This is a genomic window from Streptomyces sp. NPDC000878 (assembly GCF_053599695.1).
Genome location: NZ_JBSFMT010000041.1, coordinates 58,327 through 76,364, shown reverse-complemented (window position 1 = coordinate 76,364; position 18,038 = coordinate 58,327). Strand labels below are relative to the sequence as shown.

9 protein-coding genes are annotated in these 18,038 nt (G+C 72.2%); 7 read left to right on the top strand and 2 right to left on the bottom strand.

Going from position 1 to position 18,038, the window contains the following annotated elements:
- Nucleotides 1–7: 7 nt before the first annotated feature.
- The 7 genes from ACWDR4_RS30325 to ACWDR4_RS30295 all read left to right on the top strand — a co-directional run bounded on the left by ACWDR4_RS30325 (nucleotide 8) and on the right by ACWDR4_RS30295 (nucleotide 12,454).
- Nucleotides 8–346, top strand: coding sequence for a hypothetical protein (locus ACWDR4_RS30325; RefSeq protein WP_450413285.1), 339 nt, complete (start codon nucleotides 8–10; stop codon nucleotides 344–346).
- Nucleotides 343–759, top strand: coding sequence for a GPW/gp25 family protein (locus tag ACWDR4_RS30320; RefSeq protein WP_450413284.1), 417 nt, complete (start codon nucleotides 343–345; stop codon nucleotides 757–759). Before ACWDR4_RS30325 ends, ACWDR4_RS30320 begins: the two co-directional genes overlap by 4 nt.
- The gene (locus ACWDR4_RS30315; RefSeq protein ID WP_450413283.1) at nucleotides 756–3,920 is read left to right on the top strand and encodes a putative baseplate assembly protein; all 3,165 of its coding nucleotides are present in this window, start codon (nucleotides 756–758) and stop codon (nucleotides 3,918–3,920) included. Before ACWDR4_RS30320 ends, ACWDR4_RS30315 begins: the two co-directional genes overlap by 4 nt.
- Nucleotides 3,917–7,753 carry a putative baseplate assembly protein gene (locus ACWDR4_RS30310; RefSeq protein WP_450413282.1) on the top strand — a complete coding sequence of 1,279 codons (3,837 nt, stop codon included), beginning with the start codon at nucleotides 3,917–3,919 and terminating at the stop codon, nucleotides 7,751–7,753. Before ACWDR4_RS30315 ends, ACWDR4_RS30310 begins: the two co-directional genes overlap by 4 nt.
- A complete protein-coding gene (locus ACWDR4_RS30305) occupies nucleotides 7,753–9,921 on the top strand; it encodes a hypothetical protein (RefSeq protein ID WP_450413281.1) in 2,169 nt (722 codons plus the stop codon). The genes ACWDR4_RS30310 and ACWDR4_RS30305 overlap by 1 nt, the downstream gene beginning before the upstream one ends.
- 77 nt (nucleotides 9,922–9,998) lie before the next feature.
- On the top strand, nucleotides 9,999–11,570 hold the full coding sequence (locus ACWDR4_RS30300; protein ID WP_450413280.1) for a DUF6519 domain-containing protein: 1,572 nt from the start codon (nucleotides 9,999–10,001) through the stop codon (nucleotides 11,568–11,570).
- Complete coding sequence (locus tag ACWDR4_RS30295; RefSeq protein ID WP_450413279.1) at nucleotides 11,570–12,454, top strand: peptidoglycan-binding protein; 885 nt, start codon at nucleotides 11,570–11,572, stop codon at nucleotides 12,452–12,454. Before ACWDR4_RS30300 ends, ACWDR4_RS30295 begins: the two co-directional genes overlap by 1 nt.
- 62 nt (nucleotides 12,455–12,516) lie before the next feature.
- Here ACWDR4_RS30295 and ACWDR4_RS30290 read toward each other — a convergent pair whose 3' ends face one another.
- Nucleotides 12,517–13,914, bottom strand: coding sequence for a M1 family metallopeptidase (locus ACWDR4_RS30290; RefSeq protein ID WP_450413278.1), 1,398 nt, complete (start codon nucleotides 13,912–13,914; stop codon nucleotides 12,517–12,519).
- A gap of 92 nt (nucleotides 13,915–14,006) precedes the next feature.
- On the bottom strand, nucleotides 14,007–17,882 hold the full coding sequence (locus tag ACWDR4_RS30285) for a Pls/PosA family non-ribosomal peptide synthetase (RefSeq protein ID WP_450413277.1): 3,876 nt from the start codon (nucleotides 17,880–17,882) through the stop codon (nucleotides 14,007–14,009).
- Nucleotides 17,883–18,038: the final 156 nt, after the last annotated feature.

Genomic DNA, 18,038 nt, shown 5'->3' with positions numbered 1-18,038 from the left:
AAGAGAAGTGTCCGGGAGTCTGCTCGATGCGAGCGCCGTGATCGGCTGCCCGCACGGCGGTCGTGTCAGCGCGGCCACCACACCCACCGGTGGCGTACGGGTCGCGGGCGCCGTCGTCGTCACGGCCGCGCACGCCCACGCCGTCGTCACCGGCTGCCCGCACACCGTCGACGGTGTGCCCACGCCCTGCGTCACGGTCCGCTGGACCGCCGGCAGCAGCGGCGTCCTCGTCGACGGCGCGCCCGTGCTGCTCGACTCCTCCGCGGCCCAGTGCTTCACGTCGGCCTTCGTCCCGCAGGGACCGCCCGTCGTCCAGGCCGCGCAGCGAAAGGTCACCGTCCGATGAGCCGCCCGACCAACCCCGGCGCCATGAACACGGCAACGAATGCACGCCCCCGCAGCGACCTCGCCTTCCCCTTCCGCGCCGACCGGCGTGGCCGCACCGCGCACGCCCGGCACGCCGAGCACGTCCACGACCTGGTCGAGCAGCTCCTCTTCACCAGCCCCGGCGAGCGCGTGATGCGCCCCGACTTCGGCTGCGGACTCCTCGACCTCGTCTTCGCGCCCAGCAGCCCGGAGCTGATCAGCACGCTCGAACTCTCCGTGCAGGCCTCGCTCCAGCGCTGGCTCGGCGACCTCATCGACGTGCTGGCCCTCGACGTGTTCGGCGAGGACAACGTCGTACGCGTACATCTCTCGTACGTCGTACGCGCCACCGGCACCCGACGCGACGACGTCTTCGAAGGGCGGGCCGCATGAGCACCAACACGACCAGCGGCAGCACCGTTTCCCGGCGAGCCAAGGTAAGAGCCGCCCAGCTCAACGGAGTTGACGCCGTCGAGGTCAGCGACGACGGACTGCTGCTCACCGTCACGTTCCTCGGCAAGGCCCCGCACGGCCTGTGCCCCGAGAACATCCGCATCGACGGCGGCCGGCGTATCACCGGCATCACCGCCGTCGACGTGAGCGTCGAGCGCGAGGACGACCCGGAACTCGACGACCTGCTGTACGTCACCCTCGACAAGGCCGGCGACACCTCCCGCTACCGCCTCGCCCTCGTCGAGACCGACCCGTACGACCGCCCGGGCACCCAGCCCTACCGGGGCTTCGACCAGCGCTACCACTCCGCCTTCTTCTCCTTCCGGCCCGACTGCCCAACTCCCTTCGACTGCAAGGAAGATGAGCTGCCGGGGTCCGCAGACGGCTCCTTCCCCGACGCGCCCGTCGTCGACTACACCGCCCGCGACTACGACACGATCCGCAAACTGCTCCTGGACCGGCTCGCGCTCACCACCCCCGACTGGGTCGAGCGCAACCCCGCCGACCTGGGCGTGGCCCTCGTCGAGCTGCTCGCGTACACCGGCGACCAGATCAGCTACCAGCAGGACGCGGTCGCCACCGAGGCCTACCTCGACACCGCCCGCCGCCGGGTCTCCGTACGCCGGCACGTCCGGCTCATCGACTACGCGATGCACGACGGCTGCACGGCACGGGCGTACGTCACCGTCGAGACCGCCGGTGACCACACGCTCGCCCCGGGCACCTTCCGCTTCGCCTCCGTCGACGTCCGCACCCTCGACCCGCACGACCGGCCGGAGCCCGGCACCGTCGTCGACGACCACGATCTCGCCGACCTCGACGAGCGCGGCTCGGTCGAGGTCTTCGAACCGGTCCTGGCCGCCGACCAGTTGGAGCTGCGGGTCGCCCACAACGCGATCCGGCTGTGGACCTGGGGCGCCGAGGTGTCCGCCCTGCCGAAGGGCGCCACCGCCGCCACCCTGCGCGACGAGTGGCAGGACCCCGAGACCTGCCGGGACCGCCAACTCGACCTCAGGCCGGGCGACTTGCTCGTCCTGGAGGAGGTCAAGGGCCCGCGCACCGGCACCCCCGGCGACGCCGATCCCACCCACCGCCAGGCCGTCCGCCTCACCTCCGTCACCCCCGCCCTCGACCGCATCGAGGACCAGCCGGTCCTGGAGGTCACCTGGGCCGCCGAGGACGCCCTGCGCTTTCCGCTCTGCCTCACCACCCGCGGCGGACGCGACTGCCTGCCCGTCCACGACGTCACCCTGGCCCGCGGAAACGTCGTCCTCGTCGGCCACGGCCGCTCCCTGCCCGGCGACGGACTCCCCGAGACGTTCACCGTCCCGCCCGTCCCCGCCGTCGTCGCCCCCTGTGACCCGCCCGCCTTCGGCTGCGCCGACCGCACGGAGGGCAACGCATCCGCCCGACTCGTCAACTCCCTTGCGGACAAGGCAGAGCGCGGGGAAGCGCTGTCGGCCGACGACATCCGCGAGCTGTTCGACGTACTCGGCGAGGCCGCCACGACCCGCGCCGGACTCGGCCTCGAACGCGCCGGACAGCGGCACGAACGGGTGGTGCCCGGCACGGCGTACGCCCAGGCCGCCGCCCTGCGCACCCTGCTCGCGCAGTCCGTCTACCCCGGGATCAAGCCCCGCTTCCGGCCCGTCCTCGGGCGGGCCCCGATCGCCCAGGCGGTGCCGTTCCCCGACCCGGCGACCGTCTCCGCCGGCCAGGCCGAGCGGATCGCTGCCGTCCCCGGGCGGGTACGGCAGCGGCTCGTCGAACTGTGGCGCAGTGCCCGCGACCGCGACGGGCTGGGCGACGAGGAGATCGCCGAACTCGCCGTCGTGTACGGCCTGAAGGTGCTGGAGCGGCTCGAACTCCGCCGCCACCCCGTCCGCGCTCTGCGTGAACTCCTGTTCCGCAACGACGAGTTGCTCGACGGCAAGCTCCGCCGCATCGAGATCCTCACCGCCCGGGCCCGCGCCGGTGCCGTCCTCGACGGGCACATCGCCTGGGAGATCGCGCACAGTTGGGGCCCGGCGTACGCGACCGGACTCCACCCCGACGAGCCCGTACTGCGCGGCTCCGCGACCGCCGCCCTCACGCAGGACCCGCGCCGCGCCCTGCCCGCCGTCACCATCCAGCAAGGCGACCACTCCTGGCACCCCCGCCGCGATCTGCTCGGCAGCGGCTCCCGGGACCGGCACTTCGTCGGTGAGCTGGAGGACGACGGACGGCTCGCGCTCCGCTTCGGCGACGGCCGGCACGGCGCCCGGCCCGTCCCGGGGACGCGTCTCGCCGCCCGCTACCGCCTCGGCGGCGGCAGCGCGGGCAACGTCGGCGCCGAGGCCATCAACCACCTGGTCGTCAACCACCAGGAACAGCAAGGGGATTGCGAGCCGCCGCCCGTCGCCGTCGTCCGCAACCCGCTGCCCGCCACCGGCGGCACGGAACCCGAAGCGGTGGACCAGGTACGGCAGTTGGCCCCCCTCGACCTGCGCCGCACCCGACTGCGTGCTGTCACCGCCGAGGACTACGCGGCCCTCGCCACCGCCCTCCCCGGCGTCCAGCGCGCCGCCGCCGAGATCCGCTGGACCGGCAGCACCCAGGAAGCCCACATCGCGATCGACGCGTACGGCACCGGCGCACCCTCGTCCGCCCTGCTCACGTCGGTCGCCCAGGCCCTGGAGGCGTACCGGCGCATCGGCCACGACCTCGTCGTCGGCCCCGCCCGGCACGTACCGCTGGACCTCGCGCTGGCCGTGTGCGCCGCGCCCGGCCACCAACACGGGCAGATCCTCGCCGAGTTGTACCGCGTACTCGGCACCGGCCGACTGTCCGACGGACGGCTCGGCTTCTTCCACCCGGACGCGCTGACCTTCGGCGAGCCGGTCCGGCTCAGCCGCCTGGTCGCCGTCGCCGCCGCCGTACCGGGAGTGGAGAGCGTCCAAGTGACCAGTCTGCGGCGGCTGTTCGAGCAGGACCGAGGAGAGAGGGAGGACGGCGTGCTGCGGCTCGGCCCGTTGGAGATCGCCACCTGCGACAACGACCCGGACCGGCCGGAGAACGGCCTCCTGGCGATATCCCTGACGCCTCTTGGAGGTGCCCGATGACCAACGAACCGTCCGTCCAGGACACCGACTTCGAGGATGACTGCACCTGTGGCGGTGCCTGCCGCACCGGGTACGACGAGCGGCTCGCCCCGGCCCCGCTCCACAACCCGCCCGGCCGCACCGCCCTCGACTACCGCGTCGGCGAGTACGGCAGTTTCCGCGCCGCCCTCCTCGACCGGCTCGCCTCACCCGCGTACCCGGCCCTCGGCGGCCTCACCGTCCGCACCCCGGACGACCCGGCGATCGGCCTCCTCGACGCCACCGCCGTCCTCGGTGACCTGCTCACCTTCCACTCCGAGCGGGTCGCCGACGAGGCCTACGTCCGTACGGCCAACGAGCACCGCTCGCTCGTCCTGCTCGGGCGGCTCGTCGGACACCGGCCGCGCCCCGGAGTCGCCGCCGCCACGCATCTCGCGTACACCCTCGAACGAGACCCGCGCGCCGAGACGTTGCCCGTGCTGATCCCGCGTGGGGCGCGCAGCAACAGCGTGCCGGCGTCCGCCGACGAGCAGTCGCAGACCTTCGAGACGAGCCGCGACCTGACGGCCCGCTGGGACTGGAACGAGCTGAAGGTCCGCCGTCGGCGGCCCTCCCTCCTCACCCCCGAGGACCTGGAGACCCGCTCCGCACTCTTCGTCGAGGGCACCGCGAACTCCCTCCAGTCCGGCGACCAGTTGCTCTTCGTCTTCGGGGAACGGGCGGGCGGTGAGCGGAAGTTGCTGCCCGTTGCCGACGCGCGCGTCGATCGGGACGACGACATCACGGCGATCTCTCTGCCGCAGTCGGCTCCGCGCACGCTGAAGGAGCTGGTGGACGAGGTCCGCGTGTGGGTCGCGGAGCCTGCGACACCGGGGGAGCCGGGTGATGAGCCGCCGACTCCGGAGGTGCCCAATCCGCGCCCGGTGAGTCGGTTGATCGAGGACTTCGACGATCAGGTTCTTGGCCCGTTGCGCAGCGACCTGGACGGGGTGAAGTCTCCGGAGCAGCTTGCGGGTCGGCTTGTTGAGCCTGTTGCGCGGCTTGGTGAGGCGCAGGTGTTGGCCACGCCGTACGAGGATGTGTCGGCGTGGTTCGAGCAGTTGGAGGCGGTGCTGGGCGAACTTGGTGAGCGTGCGCTTGAGTTGGCACCGGCCCAGAGCGCGGAAGGGGGTGCCGCGGTAGGTGGTCGGGCGGCTTTCGCGCCGCGGGGGCTGGTCGCGCAGTTCCCCGCGCCCCTTCAGGGCGCCTCCCGTGCCGCCGCTTTTCAGGCGCTGGCCGCTGTTCTGCCCGCCCTGCGGGCCCAAACCCCAGCCGTTGCCCCCGGACCCCGCACCCGGCAGCCCGACACCGCTCGGCTTCTCTCCGCGCTCAACCCGGGTCTCGGCAGCCTCTACCCGGCCTGGCGTACCGCCGCCGCCCCCGCCACCCCGCAGTTCCTGCGCGAACTGCTCGCGTTGCGTGTCACCACGGCTCCCTTCGGCTCCACCGCCCCGCTCAAGCCGGTCCAGGACGACCGGGGCCGGGTCATCCGCAGTGCCGACTGGCCGCTCACGGGGGCCGCGCTCACCAGCATGCGGGTCGTCTACGACACTTCGGGCAAGGTTCCGGTCAGGGCCGAGTTCCAGTACGTCGAGGGGAGCAGCTCCGACCAGCGGGCCGAGAACCTGCCCGTGCCGCAGTTCGTCACGTTCCCGCTGGGCGTGGGGCAGGTCGAACTGTCCGTGCGCGCGGGCCAGGAGCGCGACCCGGGCAGGTCAGGCCGACGCGCCGCCGACCCCCCGGACCCCCAGGGGCCAGGGGTCACCGCCCGGCTGCACTCGGGACTGCCGGAGCGCACGGTGTCCGTGTCGCGGCCCGACGACGAGGGCCTGGTGCACGTCCGGATCGAGAACGGTGCCGCGCACGAGATCGCCCTGCGGCCGGGCGTCCCCGAACAGTTCACCCACGGCGAGTACGAGGTGAGCCTGCGCTACACGCCGGGCGCAGCCGAGCCCAATGTGGAGGTGGTCATCGCGAGCAAGCCGCAGGCCGTCAACCGCACCGTCCTCCAGCTCGACACCGTCCACACCGGCATCACCGTCGGCAGCTGGGTCGCGATCCAGCGCCCCGCCAAGGGAGTTGAGGGCGGCATCCCCGGCGACCCGAAGCTCGCCTTCGTCACCACACAGGTGGTCGCCGCCCGTACGGCCGTCTACACCAACTACGGCATCGCCGGCCGGGGCACCGAACTCACCCTCGCCGACCCCTGGTTGGACGAGTTCGACGTGCTGCTCTCGCACATCCGCGACACCACCGTGCACGCGGACGGCAAACCCCTCCGCCTCGCCGACGAACCGCTCGGCGAGGACGTGCACGGCAACGAGATCGAACTCGCCGACCTGTACGACGGGTTGCGCCCCGGCCGGACCCTGATCGTCACCGGCGAACGCACCGACATCCCCGGCACGGCCGGCGTCCAGGCCACCGAGGTCGTCACCCTCGCCGCCGCCGATCCGGCCGTCGATCCCCAACTCCCCGGCGACCACGTCCACACGCGGCTCGTCCTGACCGCCGACCTCGCCCACCGCTACCACCGAGGGACCGTCCGTATCCTCGGCAACGTCGTCGAGGCGACGCACGGCGAGGGCCGCGACGAGGCCATCGGCGGCGGCGACTCGGACCGCGTCAACCAGACCTTCGCGCTCTGGCAGTCCCCGCTCACCTGGCTCGCCGACGACAACCCCCTCGGCGCCACAGCGGTGTTGGAGATCCGCGTCGACGGGCTGCGCTGGCACGAGGTCGACAGCCTCGCCGGACGCGGCCCGCGCGACCGCGTCTACATCACCGGCACCACCTCCGACGGCCGTACGACGGTGACCTTCGGCGACGGAGTCAACGGCGCCCGGCTGCCCAGCGGCCACGAGAACGTCCGCGCCCGCTACCGCTTCGGCACCGGCAAGGCCGCCAACACCGCCGCCGACCGGATCACCCAGCCCCTCACCCGGCCGCTCGGCGTCAGCCGGGTCACCAACCCCCGCCCGGCGACCGGCGGTTCGGACGCGGACGGGCCCGGCCTGACCCGCCGTACGATCCCGCTCGCCGTGTCGGCCCTGGACCGCCTGGTGTCCGACACCGACTACGAGGACTTCGCCCGCTCCCGCGCCGGCATCGGCCGGGCCGTCGCACGTGAACTCTTCGACGGGCGGCGGCGGTTGCTGCATGTCACGGTCGCGGGCACGGACGACGTCCCGATCGCTGACGACTCGGATATTTTGCGTGCGCTGCGCGGTGCCCTCACCGAGTACGGCGACCCGAACCTCCCCGTCCGTGTCGACGTCCGCGAACTCGTCCTGCTCCTCGTCGCGGCCAGGGTCAAGGTCGCCCCGGACTACGCCTGGGAGCTGGTCGAACCACGTCTGCGCCAGGCCCTGCTCCGCCGACTCGGCTTCGAGGGGCGGGAGTTGGGCCGCCCGGCCCGTCTCTCCGAGGTCCTCGCCACGGCCCACACCGTGCCCGGCGTCGACTACATCGACGTGGACGTCTTCACCGGCGTCCCCGCCTCCGCCACCCCGGACCAGCTCACCGAGCTGCTCGCCCACCCGGGCACGCCGAAGGCCTCGGTGCCGGCGTACCCGGCGACGTACGACGAGCAGACCCACACGGTACGGAACGCGGACGGCGAGACGCTGTCGGCGGTCTGCGCCCGCTACGGTGTCCCGCTCGCCGAACTCCTGCGCCTCAACCCCGACATCACCGACACCCGGCGCCTCGCCAAAGGCCGGACAGTGTACGTCTTCCGCGGCATCCGCCCCGCCCAGCTCGCCCTGCTGTCCCCGCGAGCGGCCGACACCCTGATACTCACGGAGGTCAAGTGATGTCTCCTGACGTCCAGTTCGAGACCGCAGCCCAGGGGACCGCCCGCGAGCCCGACGGCCTCGCCGCCCTCCTGCCCCGCTGGCATCTCCTGCGTGACGCCGAGGAGGGCGAACCGCTGCGCGCGCTGCTCGCGGTGATCGCCGAGCAACTCGACCGCGTTCGCGACGGAGTCGAGCAGGGCTACGAGGACCTGTTCGTCGAGACGGCGGCCCCCTGGGTGCTGCCCTACCTCGGCGACCTGGTCGGCTACCGCACCCTCCCCGGCTACGAACGCGTCCTCACCACAGGGCTGCACGACGGCGGCCGGGCCGCGCTCGCCGAGGCCATCGCCCCGCGCGCCGATGTGGCGGCCACCGTCGCCAACCGCCGCCGCAAGGGCACCCTGCACCTCCTGGAGGAGATCTCCGAGCAGGTCGCCGACTGGCCCGCGCGTGCTGTCGAGCTGTCGCGCCTGGTCGCCCACAGCCAGCCGGTGAAGCTCCACCGGGACACGGGCAGGGGCCGCCTCCTCGACCTCCGGGACAGCTCCGCGCTCGCCCTCGCCGGCGGCGCCTTCGACACGGCGGCCCGTACGGTCGACGTCCGCAGTGCCAACTCCCGGCGCAGGCAGGGCGGTTGGACCCCGGCCGGAGTCGGGCTCTTCGTCTGGCGGCTCAAGGCGTACTCGCTGACCCGCTCCCCGGCGTACTGCGTCGACCGTGCCCGCAACCTCTACACCTTCTCGATCCTCGGCAACGACAGCCCCCTGGTCACCAAGCCCGTCCCGGAGCCCTCGCCCACGCACCTCGCCGCCGTCGACAACGTGCCCGCCTTCATCACCCGCCGCCTGCTCCACGACCGCCTCGCCGACTACTACGGCCCCGGCAAGAGCTTCGTGATCCGGCGCGACGGCGAGGACAAGCCCGTACCCCCGTCCGACATCGTGGTCACCGACCTCTCCGACTGGCGCTACCGCCCCAGGCGCGGCCAGGTCGCCGTCGACCCCGAGCTGGGCCGGATCGCGTTCGGCGCCCGCTCGGCACCCCGGCAGGGCGTCTGGGTGGACCACCACTACGCGTTCGGCGCCGACATGGGCGGCGGCGAGTACGAGCGCGCCGACCGCGAGGACCGTCCCGACGCGGTCTTCTACCGGGTCGGCCCGGGACAGCCGTACCGCCAGATCATGGACGCCTACCGCGCCTGGCAGCAGGACCGCCGGGCGGATCGCACCGGCCCCGAAGGCATCATCGAGATCACCCACAGCGGCGCCTACCAGGAGCAGTTGGACTTCGACCTCGACCCCGGCGACCGCCTCGAACTCCGCGCAGCCGAAGGCACCCGCCCGGTGATCCGGCTCCTCGACTGGTACAGCAACCGCCCCGACGCCCTCAACATCCGTGCCGTGGCGGACGACTGCGCCCCGCACGAGCGCCCCCGGATCACCCTCGACGGACTCCTCGTCGCCGGCCGCGGCATCAACGTCACCGGCCCGATGGGCGCGGTCGTCCTACGGCACTCCACGCTCGTCCCCGGCTGGTCGCTGGAGCCGGAGTGCGACCCGCACTCGCCCGACGAACCGAGCATCGTCCTCGAACGCACCACCGCCTGCCTCCAGATCGAGCACAGCATCCTCGGCACCATCGAGGTCATCGGCGACGAGGTCAGCGAGGAACCCCTCGACATCCACCTCCGCGACAGCGTCCTGGACGCCACCGGCGACGACCGCGAGGCCCTCTCCGCCCCCGACTGCCGCCACGCCCACGCCGTCCTGCACCTCCACCGCACCACCGTCATCGGCGAGATCCACACCCACGCGGTACGCATCGCCGAGAACTCGATCTTCACCGGCCGACTGCACGTGGCCCGGCGCGGCATCGGCTGCCTGCGCTACTCGTACGTCCCCACCGGGTCCCGTACGCCCCGCCGCCACCGCTGCCAGCCGGACCTGGCCGGGCCCGAACAGGCGTCCCGCGTACGGCCGTTGTTCGCGTCGCAGCGCTACGGGACGCCCTGGTACGGGCAGTTGGCCGACCGGTCGGCCGAGGAGATCCGGCGCGGCGCGGACGACGGCGCCGAACTGGGCACCTTCCACGACCTGTACCGCCCGCAGCGCGAGGACGGACTACGGGCGCGACTCGCGGAGTACACGCCCGCCGGAACGGACGCGGGCATCTTCTTCGTGACCTGAGCGAACCAGAGCCCATACGAAGCGCCTGCCAACGACCCTGCGAACCCGCACACTTCCGACCCTGGGGGACCCCCTTCATGCACGCCGATCTCTCCCGACTCACCTTCCGCCCCGACCGCCACTACTCCGCGGTCATCGCCCAGCAGGGCCGCGTCCAGCTCGACGCCGACGCCAACGAACAGGCCGCGATCCAGCTCCACCAGGCCCGTACCCTCGCCGCCGACCTGATCGGACCGCACGGCGGCCCGCGCGGCTCGGCCGGCTTCCGGGTCGAGTACGTGGGCGGCAGGCACGACATCGACACCCTGTACATCCACGGCGGCCGGTACTACGTCGACGGCATCCTCCTCGACGCGAACCGCCCGGCCCCCGGCACCCCCGTACCGGCGGACGACGAGGACGCCCAGGACGCACAGGCCCAGGAGCCGGACACCGCCCAGCCGCCCGCGTACTGGACCTACTGGGACCAGCCCGACGGCTTCCGCGACCCGGAGAAGCCCGCCGACCGGCTGCCCTCGCCCGCCCAGTCACCGTTCCTCGTCTACCTCAAGGTGTGGGAGCGCTCGGTGACGGCCGCCGAGGAACCGGCGCTGCGTGAGGTCGCCCTCGGCGCGGCCCTGCCCGACACCGCCGCCCGCGTGAAGGTCGTCTGGCAGGTGCTGCCGCTGTCGCTGGCCGCGCTGGAGATCGAGGAGCCCGAGCCGTCCAAGGAGGTGGTGAGCGCCGCCTTCGACCGCTGGGCCCTGAAGCAGTCCACCCCCACGGCCCGCCTCGCCGCCCGCAGCGAACGTCCCGACCACGCCGACGAGGACCCCTGCCTCGTCAAGCCCGACGCCCGCTACCGGGGCCCCGAGAACCAGCTCTACCGCGTCGAGATCCACGACGCGGGCGAAGCCAAGGACGCCACCTTCAAGTGGTCCCGCGAGAACGGCTCGGTCGTCTTCCCGGTCGACGAACTCGACGGTACGTGGGTCCAGTTGGCGTCCCTCGGCTACGACGACAAGCTCGACCTGGACGTCGGCGACCGCGTCGAGTTCACCGACACGGCGTACGCCTCCCGCCTCGAACCCCTGCTCCTCCTCCGAGTCGAGGAACTGGACCTCCCCGGCCGCCGAGTCCGCCTCTCCGCCGAGCCGGAGCCGGGCGTGGGCCGCCTGCCCCACTTGAACCCCTTCCTCCGCCGCTGGGACCACCACGAGGGCCCGAAGCGCAAGGGCCGTACGACAGCACTGCGCAACGGAGCCGTCCCGGTCACGGAGGGGGAGTGGCTGCCTCTGGAAGACGGCGTCGAGGTCTACTTCGCGAAGGGCGCCGCCTATACGACCGGCGATCACTGGCTGATCCCCGCCCGCACCGCCACCGGCAGCGTCGAATGGCCGGTCGACCAGGCCCGCCGCCCCCTCCTCCAGGCGCCCGGCGGCATCCTCCGCTCCTTCGCCCCGCTGGCCCTGGTCAAGGGCGAGGGCAGCACCGTGGACCTGCGCCGCGCGTTCGGCTGGGCGGCGAGCAGCGTCCCGGCGGCCGACGAGGCGGCCCTCGCGACGGAGGCCCAGGCCCGCAGGGAGGAACAGTCGGCGGACGCCGACCCCTCCCATGGGCGATCCCAGACCACCGCGGAAGCGGAGGCGGCCGTGGACGGAGACAAGTAATGGCGAATCCGCTGAGCGCGTCCAAGCTGCTGGAACTCCTGCGTGCGGAGGGCCTGACGGTCCACGAGGTCCGCAACTGGCGTACCCACAACCGCAATTCGAAGGGCCCGTGGGGCCCGGTGAACGGCGTGATGATCCACCACACCGTCACCTCGGGTACGAGCGGTTCCGTGGCCCTCTGCTACGACGGCTACACCAGCCTGCCCGGCCCTCTCTGCCACGGTGTCATCGACAAAGAGGGCCACATCCACCTGGTCGGCAACGGCCGCGCCAACCACGCGGGCCTCGGCGACAACGACGTCCTGCGCGCCGTGATCAACGAGTCGAAACTCCCCGTCGACAACGAGGCCGACACCGACGGCAACCGCCACTTCTACGGCTTCGAGTGCATCAACCTCGGCAACGGCACGGACCCCTGGCCCGAGGCGCAGAAGGAGGCCATCGAAAAGGTCTCCGCCGCGATCTGCCGCCACCACGGCTGGACCGAACGCTCGGTCATAGGCCACAAGGAATGGCAGCCCGGCAAGGTGGACCCACGAGGCTTCACGATGGACAGCATGCGAACACGCATCCGCGAACGCCTGGCAGGGGGAGGAGGCGGCAAGGACACCCCTCAGCCCACACCCCCCAAGCCGACGTACGTGCCGTTCCCGGGCGCTGGCTTCTTCCATGTCGGGCAGAAGTCCCCGGTGATCACGGCAATGGGCCACCGCCTGGTGGCAGAGGGCTGCGGCCGTTACGAATCCGGCCCCAGCCCGGAATGGACAGAGTCCGACCGCAAGTCCTACGCGGCCTGGCAACAGAAACTGAACTTCAAAGGCAAGGACGCGGACGGAATCCCCGGAAAGACCAGCTGGGACAAACTAAAAGTCCCAGCCAGCTGAGACGCGCCCCATAGGGGCGCGGGGAACTGCGCGACCAGCCACAGCGCACCCGCAGACAACCACTAAGCAGTAGACGGCGGATAGGAGGGCCGCGCAGGCACCCGCGGCCCTTCCACCACCGGCGACGAAGAAGGCGGCGCAGTCGGCAACGCCGGCAACGCCCCCTCATAAAGCCACGCAGTGAACAACTCATCCAACGGCTCCGCAGCAAACCGAGCCACATAAGCCGTGAACGTACCCGTACTCACCGACCCACCCCGATGCAGCCCAGCCCACCCCCGCAGCATCCGGAAGAACACCTCGTCCCCCAGCGCACACCGCACCGCGTGCACAGTGAGCCCACCCCGCTGATACAACCGGTCGTCGAACATCAACTTCCGCCCAGGATCGGCGAGTCGCAGATCCTGTGGCCGCCCGGACAGCAACCGATGCGCGACCGCGGCGTGTTGCTGCGCACTGCGCCCGCCCGACCGCTCCGACCACAACCACTCCGCGTACTTGGCGAACCCCTCGTTCAGCCAGATGTGCCGCCAGTCCGCGATGGACACGCTGTTCCCGAACCACTGATGGGCCAGCTCGTGCGCGACGAGCCGTTCCGAACTCCGCGCCCCGTCCACATGGTTGGCGCCGAACAGCGACAACCCCTGTGCCTCGACGGGCACATCGAGTTCCTCCTCGGTCACCACGACCGCGTACTCACCGAACGGATAAGGCCCGAACAGCTCCTGGAACAGCTCCATCATGGCGGGCTGCCGGGCGAAGTCCCGGGAGAACTCGGTGAGCAACTCGGCCGGAATGTGCCCGTGTTGGGGTACGCCACCCAGCCCCGGGTCACCGAGCAGCACGGTCTGGTACTTCCCGATCGACAGCCCGACCAGATAGCTCGACGTCGGCGCGGACTGCTCGTACACCCACGTGGTCGTCGACGCCTTCGTCGTCCTCGTCAGCAGCCGCCCACCGGCCACCACCGAGTACGCGGACGGCGTCGTGATGGAGATCTGGTAGGACGCCTTGTCGGCGGGCCGGTCGTTGCACGGGTACCAGGACGGCGCCCCGATCGGCTGGCTCGCCACCAGCGCCCCGTCCTCCAGCTCCTCCCAGCCGAGCCCGCCCCAGGGACTGCTGACCGGCTTGGGATTGCCCGCCCAGTGCACCTCGACGGTGAACGCGGCGCCCACCCGCAGAGGCTTCGCGGGACGGATGCGCAGCCGGCCGCCCCGGTGCGTGTAGTGCGCCGCCTTGCCGTCCACCCGTACCCGGCCGATCTTGAAGTCGCCCAGGTTGAGCTGGAATTCGGCAAGCGGGGACCGGCCCGCTATGGCGTTGATACGGGCCGTGCCCGCCAGCCGGTTCGGGCCGGGGCGGTAGTCCAGCGCGAGCTCGTACCGGTGCACCCGGTAACGGGCGTCACCGTTGGCCGGGAAGTACGGGTCCGAACCCACCGTCTGCTGAACGCTCACTGCTGAGTCTGCTCCCTGCGCTGTGCTCGTACGTGATGCCGGAGACGCACCCTCTCCTGCCCCGGTACCCGGACGAGCCGCGCCCACCGCCTTCAGGAACGCCATGACTCGATCGGGTTGCCCAGCCAGCGGGTGTCGTCGGGAACGGACTCCGCCGCCATGACCAACGACGCGGGACCCAGAGTGGACCGGGCGCCGACCGTGGAACCGGGCAGGACGATCCCGCCAGGACCCAGCGTCGCGCCCTCACGGAGGACCACAGTATCCGTCCGCAAGATCCGGTCGTGGAAGAGGTGCGTCTGGAGCACGCATCCCCGGTTCACGGTCGCCGCGTCCTCGATGGTCACCAGGTCGGTCTCGGGCAGCCAGTAGCTCTCCACCCAGACCCCCTTCCCGATGTGCGCGCCGAGCCCCCGCAGCCACGCCGACATGACCGGCGTACCCGGCACGGAACCCACGAGCCACGGCACGGCGACGACCTCGACGAAGGTGTCCGCCAGCTCGTTGCGCCACACGAAACCGCTCCACAGCGGATGCTCACCGGCGCGGTGACGCCCCACGAGCACCCACTTGGCGACGATGGACAGCACACAGGCGAGCGCGCCGACCCCGAGCAGCACCAGCCCGCCCACCAGCCAGAACCAGCCCCCCAGCACACTGAACGCGGCGACCGTCAGCACGGCCAGCCCGGCCGAGCAGAACACCGGCACGATCCGGAACAGCTCCACCAGCGCCCGCGCCCACAGCAGACGCGCGGGCGGGTCGTACGTACGGCTCTGATCGCCGCCGCTCGCCGCCCGGGGCAGCTTCATCGGGGGCAGACCCAGGTACGAGCTGCCCTTCTTGGCCTTCTTCGGGGTGGCCGAGAGGACCCCGACCAGCCCGCCGTCGGGAACGGAGCGGCCCGGCGCGGTCATCCCGGAGTTGCCGAGGAAGGCCCGCCGCCCGATCTCGGCCCGCCCGATCCGCAGCCAGCCACCGCCCAGCTCGTACGGGGCGGTCAGGGTGTCGTCGGCCAGGAAGGCGCCTTCGCCGACGGTCGTCAGGCTCGGCAGCGCCAGCACGGTCGACACCTCGGCGCCGCGCCCGATCCGCATACCGAGCAGCCGCAGCCACACCGGCGTGATCAGCCCGGCGTACAGAGGGAACAGCGTCTCGCGGGAGCGGTCCATCAGCTGGGTGACCGTCCAGGCCTGCCAGCCGATCCGGCTGTGCGTGGGATGCGTACCCTCGCGCAGGCCCAGACTCAGCAGCCGTACGGCGATCAGCAGCACCAGCGCGTACGCCAGACCGAAGGCCAGCGTGGCCGGTACCAGCGCGAGGCCGACGCCCCGCAGGGCGCCGCCCAGCCCGGCGCTCGGGTCGACGAACAGGCTAGTGACCAGCAGCGCGACCGCACCCGCCATCACCGGCAGGGCGCTCAGCGCGAACCCGGTGATGCCGTACATGGCCCGCCAGGCGCGCCCGCGCTGCGGACGCTCCTTCGGCCAGTTCCGCTTGGCCTTGCCCAGCTTGACGGCCGGTGCACCGGCCCAGCGCTGTCCGGTCGGCACGGTCCCGGCGACCGCCGAACCCGGCGCCACCTCGGCCCGCTTGCCGACCCGCGCCCCCGGGAAGAGCAGGCTGCGCGTCCCGACGACAGCGCCGGCGCCCACCTTGACCTGCCCGATCTCCAGTCGGTCCCCGTCCAGCCAGTGGCCGGAAAGGTCCACCTCGGACTCGACGGCCGCCCCGCGCCCCAGCTTGAGCATGCCGGTGACCGGCGGCAGCGAGTGCAGATCGACGTCCGCCCCGACCTTGCCGCCCAGCGCACGCGCGTACCGCTCCAGCCAGGCCCCGGTCAGCGAGGTCGCCCCGCTGAACTCGGCGAGCCGCTCGGCCGTCCAGAGGCGCAGGTGCACGCTGCCACCGCGCGGATAGCGGCCCGGCTTGACGCCCTTCAGCAGCAGCCGCGCCCCACCGGCCGCGAGGGCGAGCCGCCCGGGCGGCGAGAAGAACACGACCGCCCCGGCCGCCACCGCCCACCACGACGTGGACGGCGCCCACGGATAGGCACCGAACCAGTGCAGGACGTTCCCGGCGGCGGCCAGCGCGACCGCCCACCGGAGCCCGAGCAGCGTGAACAGGGGGATGAGGAGGAGCAGCTGGAGGGCCTTGGCGCGCAGCGGAACCGGCGCGATGATCCGTCCGCTGGTGTCGTCCTGCGCGGACTCCTCCAGATGCCGGGCGAGCGCGCGCAGCACGGGCTGCTGGTAGATGTCGAGGACGGCCGCGCTGGCGTAGCGGGTCCGCAGTTTCGTGGTCAGCAGGGCGGCGGCGAGGCTGCTGCCGCCGATCGCGAAGAAGTCGTCGTCCGCGCTGCCGACCGGGATGCCGAGGACCTCGGCCCACTGCTCGGCGAGCCAGGCCTCGGTGCCGTACAGCTGGGCTGCGGGCCCGGTCTCGAACCCCTCCAGCGGCCACGGCAGGGCGTTCCGGTCGACCTTGCCGGACGTACGCGTCGGCAGGTCGTCGACGGGCGCCAGCAGCGGCACCAGGGCGGCGGGCAGCTCGGCGCGCAGCCGCTCGACGGCGGCGGCGTGGTCCCAGCCGTCCTGCGTCACGACATAGCCGACGAGCAGCTGGTTGCCGCTGCGGGCGGTCCGTACGGCGGCTGCGGCACCGGCGACACCGGGCAGCGCCTGGAGCGCGGAGTCGACCTCGCCCAGCTCGATCCGGCGTCCGCCGAGCTTGATCTGCTCGTCGGCCCGGCCGAGGAAGATCAGCCCCTCGGGCTCGGCCTTGACGAGGTCACCGCTGCGATAGGCCCGCTCCCAGCCGAGGGATTCGAGGGGTGCGTACTTCTCGACGTCCTTCTCGGCGTCGAGGTAGCGGGCGAGCCCGACCCCACCGATCACGAGTTGCCCACTGGCGCCCATGGCGACCGGCTCCCCGGCCTCGTCGACGACGGCCAGCTCCCAGCCGTTCAGCGGCAGCCCGATCCGGATCGGCTCCTCGCCGGTCATCAGGGAGGCGCAGGCGACGACGGTGGCCTCGGTGGGCCCGTAGGTGTTCCACACCTCGCGCCCCTCCGTCACCAGCCGCTGCACCAGCTCGGGCGGGCACGCCTCCCCGCCGAAGATCAGCAGCCGTACGTCGTTGAGGGTCTCGGGCTCCCACAGCGCGGCCAGTGTGGGCACGGTCGAGACGACGGAGATCTCCTGCTCGACCAGCCAGGGCCCCAGATCGGCCCCGCTACGGACCTGGGAGCGCGGTACGGGCACCAGGCAGGCCCCGTAGCGCCAGGCCAGCCACATCTCCTCGCAGGAGGCGTCGAAGGCCACGGAGAGGCCCGCCATGACCCGGTCACCGGGTCCCACGGGATCGTCGGTGAGGAAAAGCGCGGCCTCGGCGTCCACGAAGGCGGCGGCGCTGCGATGGCTGACGGCGACGCCCTTGGGCTTGCCGGTGGAGCCGGAGGTGAAGATGATCCAGGCGTCGTGCTCGATGCCGGGCCGGTGCGCGGGCAGCTCGCTGCGGGCCCCGGGGACGGTGATCTCGTACCCGGCCCCGACGACGGCCCGTACGTCGGCCTCGCCGAACACCAGCTCGGCGCGCTCGTCCGGGTCCTCGGCGTCCACGGGAACGTAGGCGGCACCGGCGGCCAGTACGGCCAGGATGGCGACGTACAGCTCATTGGTGCCGGACGGCACCCGGACCCCGACGCGGTCCCCGAGCCCGACACCCGCGGCGCTCAGCCGGCGGCGTACGGTCTCGACCTCGACGGCCAGGGCGCGGTAGGTGAGCGAGGTGGTGCCGTCGTCGAGAGCGGGCTCGTTCGGGTACGAACGTACGGTGGCGTCGAAGATGTCGACGAGCGTGCGCGGCGAGGCGGCGGGCCCCGCGGAGAAACGTGCCGTGTCGCCGAACCGCTCGCGGATCTCTTCGTCGAGCAGACCGAGAGCACTGCTCTCGTGTATGGCTGCCATCAGTCCTCGCGTCTCGTTCCCGGAGACATTCCGGGGCGCTGGCGGGGGCCCGCAGGTCTGCCTGGGGTTGTCCGGCTCCAGCTCCGTTCCGTAACAAGCCGGAAATTTTAGTACGAGCCTAGGCTCGTACTAGTCCGCGAGCCAGGTGAGAGAGCC

Excerpts from the sequence above, each read along its gene's own strand:
- ACWDR4_RS30320 (WP_450413284.1), top strand. The coding sequence starts at position 343 with ATGAGCCGCCCGACCAACCCCGGCGCCATGAACACGGCAACGAATGCA.
- ACWDR4_RS30315 (WP_450413283.1), top strand. The coding sequence starts at position 756 with ATGAGCACCAACACGACCAGCGGCAGCACCGTTTCCCGGCGAGCCAAG.
- ACWDR4_RS30310 (WP_450413282.1), top strand. The coding sequence starts at position 3,917 with ATGACCAACGAACCGTCCGTCCAGGACACCGACTTCGAGGATGACTGC.
- ACWDR4_RS30305 (WP_450413281.1), top strand. The coding sequence starts at position 7,753 with ATGTCTCCTGACGTCCAGTTCGAGACCGCAGCCCAGGGGACCGCCCGC.
- ACWDR4_RS30300 (WP_450413280.1), top strand. The coding sequence starts at position 9,999 with ATGCACGCCGATCTCTCCCGACTCACCTTCCGCCCCGACCGCCACTAC.
- ACWDR4_RS30295 (WP_450413279.1), top strand. The coding sequence starts at position 11,570 with ATGGCGAATCCGCTGAGCGCGTCCAAGCTGCTGGAACTCCTGCGTGCG.
- ACWDR4_RS30285 (WP_450413277.1), bottom strand. The coding sequence starts at position 17,882 with ATGGCAGCCATACACGAGAGCAGTGCTCTCGGTCTGCTCGACGAAGAG.